Source organism: Enterorhabdus sp. P55 (assembly GCF_009911695.1).
Classification (GTDB): Bacteria; Actinomycetota; Coriobacteriia; order Coriobacteriales; family Eggerthellaceae; genus Enterorhabdus.
This window is the reverse complement of the sequence record NZ_QWKK01000184.1, coordinates 1-2646: the sequence shown is the minus strand read 5'-3', so window position 1 is coordinate 2646 and position 2646 is coordinate 1. Positions and strand designations below refer to the sequence as shown.

Genomic DNA, 2646 nt, shown 5'->3' with positions numbered 1-2646 from the left:
CGGCGCCCGCGGCGCCCGCGGCCGGCGCCTCCACGCTCGCCCCGTCCCCCGCACGCTCGGCCGCCGTCTGCGCCACCCGGGGCGCGGCCAGCTCGTTGTCCACCCCCAACGTCGGGCACGCGCCGCAGCCCGTGCAGGGCCCGAAAGTGCAGTCGGGCGTCGTCTCGCCCGCCTCCGCGCGCCTCCGCTCGCGTGCCAGGAAGCGCGACGACACGCCGGCCGAGATGTGCGCCCACGGCATGACGTAGCCGGGCTCACGCTGGGCCTGGGCCACGTCTTCGGGCACGATCCCCACCTCATCGGCCGCCGCCCGCCAGGCGGCCTCGTCGAAGTGCTCCGTCCAGGCGTCGAAGCGGGCGCCGCGGCGCCAGGCCGCCTCCACCCAGTCCGCCGCCTCGCGGCCGCCGCGGCTCATGACCGCCTCCACGAAGCTCGTCTTGGGGTCGTGGTAGTGCACGTCCACGGCCTTGTACTTCACCGAGCGCTTGAGCAGTCCCACGCGGCGCAGCACCTCATCGGGGCTGATCTGCCCGTCCCACTGGAACGGCGTCTGGGCCTTGGGCACGAACACCGCCACCGACACGCTCATGCGCACGCTGCCGCGCTGCTCGGGCGGCACGGCGGCCTTCGCGCGGTCGTAGGCGCGCTGCGCGAGGCTCGCGATGCCCTTGATGTCGTCATCGGTCTCGGTAGGCAGGCCGATCATGAAGTAGAGCTTGCAGCGGCGCCAGCCGGCGGCGAAGGCCGCGTCGATGGCGCCGAACAGGTCATCCTCGGTCACGTTCTTGTTGATGACGTCGCGCAGCCGCTGGGTGCCGGCCTCGGGCGCGAAGGTGAGCCCGCCCTTCTTCTGGCCGGCCACGAGTCCCGCCATCTCCACGCCGAAGGAGTCCAGGCGCTGGGAGGGCACCGAGACGCGGATGCCGCGTCCGTCGCAGGCGGCGTTCACCCGCCGCAGGATCTCGGCGATCTGCGAGTGGTCGGTCGAGGAAAGCGAGGTCAGGCTCACCTCGTCGTAGCCCGTCTCGGCCAGGCCGCGCTCCACGGCGGCCACGATGTTGTCGGCCGAGCGCTCGCGCACAGGCCGGTACATCATGCCGGCCTGACAGAAGCGGCAGCCGCGGGCGCAGCCGCGCAGCACCTCCACGTTCAGCCGGTCATGCACCACCTCGGTGTAGGGCACCACCGTGGGCTCCCAGGCATCGCTTTCCGCGAAGCCCTCGAACACGCGCTTCTCCACCACCGCGGGCGCCTCGGGCTCAAGCGGCTCGGCCCAGCTGCCGGCCTCCTGCGCCTCGGCCTCGGAGCGCCAGCGGTAGAGCGAGGGCACGTAGGTGCCGGGGATGGCGGCCAGGGCGCGCAGGATGTCGGCGCGCGAGGAGCCGGCGGCGCGCAGCTCGCGGATGCGCGCAAGCGCCTCGGGCGTGGCCTCCTCGCCCTCACCGATGGTGATGGCGTCGAAGAACGGCGCGTAGGGCTCGGGGTTGAAGGCACACGGCCCGCCGCCGAGCACGATCGGATCGTCCTCGGCGCGGTCGGCCGCGCGCAGCGGGATGCCGGCCAGGTCGAGCACCTCGAGCACGTTAGTGGCCGCCAGCTCGTGGGGCAGCGTGATGCCCACCACGTCGAACTCGGCCACGGGCGCACAGCCCTCGAGGGAGAACAGCGGCAGCCCCTCGGCGCGCATGAGGTCGATGAGGTCGGCGGCGGGCAGGAAGGCGCGCTCGGCGGCAAGCCCGTCAGCCGCGTTCACCGCGTTCACGAGGATGCGCACGGCCTGGTTGGCCTGGCCCAGCTCGTAGGTGTCGGGGTAGACCATGCAGAAGGACAGCGCCGCCCCCTCCTTGCGCACGGCGCCCCACTCATGATCGAGGTAGCGCGCGGGGCGCTCGACGCGGGAGAGCAGCGGCGCGAGCCGCGGCCACAAATCGGTCGTGGGCACGCCCATGCCTAGCCCCTTCCGCGCGCGGCGCGCACGAGGCGCACGGCCCCGCGCTTGGCCGAGTCGATCACCTTCGCGCCCGCCGGCGTGGAAGCCGCCTTGGCCGCCGCGCCCATGGCCTCGTCTCGGGCCTTCTGCACCACGTTGGCCATGCCCACGATGTCGCCGCCGGCCTCGAAGTACTCGATGGCGGCACGGCCCATGGCCTGGGTTCCGGCGAAGCCCACAGCTGCCTTCACCGCCCAGCCAAGCCCCGGGATGAGGCCTGCGAACTGGCGCGCGACGTTGCGGAAGAGAAACGCGCCGCCCACCACGGCGGCCAGCTCCTTCACGCGCTCGACGCCCAGCGGCTGGCCGTAGGCCGCCGCTATCTGGAGCAGCATCTTGGCCTGGTTGAGGGTCATCACCGGCAGGTCGGCGCCGGGGATGAACACCACCGCGCCGATGCCGGCGTTCTGCAGGGCCGTGGCGTTCACCGCGTCCGTCGACAGCGGCCGGCGCACGAAGGGAAACGCCAGCGCGAAGGCCAGCTTCTTCTCGGAGCAGGCCGCGATGATCCAGCGGCCCATGCGCACGTCGAGCGAGGCACGCGCGGCGTCATCGAGGGCGAGGGGCTCGCGCGCGGCGTCGGCCAGCTCGGGCGCGAGCGTGCCGTCGGCCGCGGGCGCCGGCGTGTCGGGCGCGGCCACGTCCCCGGCGGGGAT

1 protein-coding gene and 1 pseudogene are annotated in these 2646 nt (G+C 73.5%); both read right to left on the bottom strand.

All coding sequences use genetic code 11. The features are described from left to right. Positions 1 to 1948: TIGR03960 family B12-binding radical SAM protein (locus D1643_RS10565; RefSeq protein ID WP_160710573.1), on the bottom strand; the 1948-nt coding region annotated here is incomplete at its 3' end. Between the two features lie 2 nt (positions 1949 to 1950). Beyond that, positions 1951 to 2646 (bottom strand): annotated as a pseudogene (locus tag D1643_RS10560) (hypothetical protein); the annotation flags it as partial.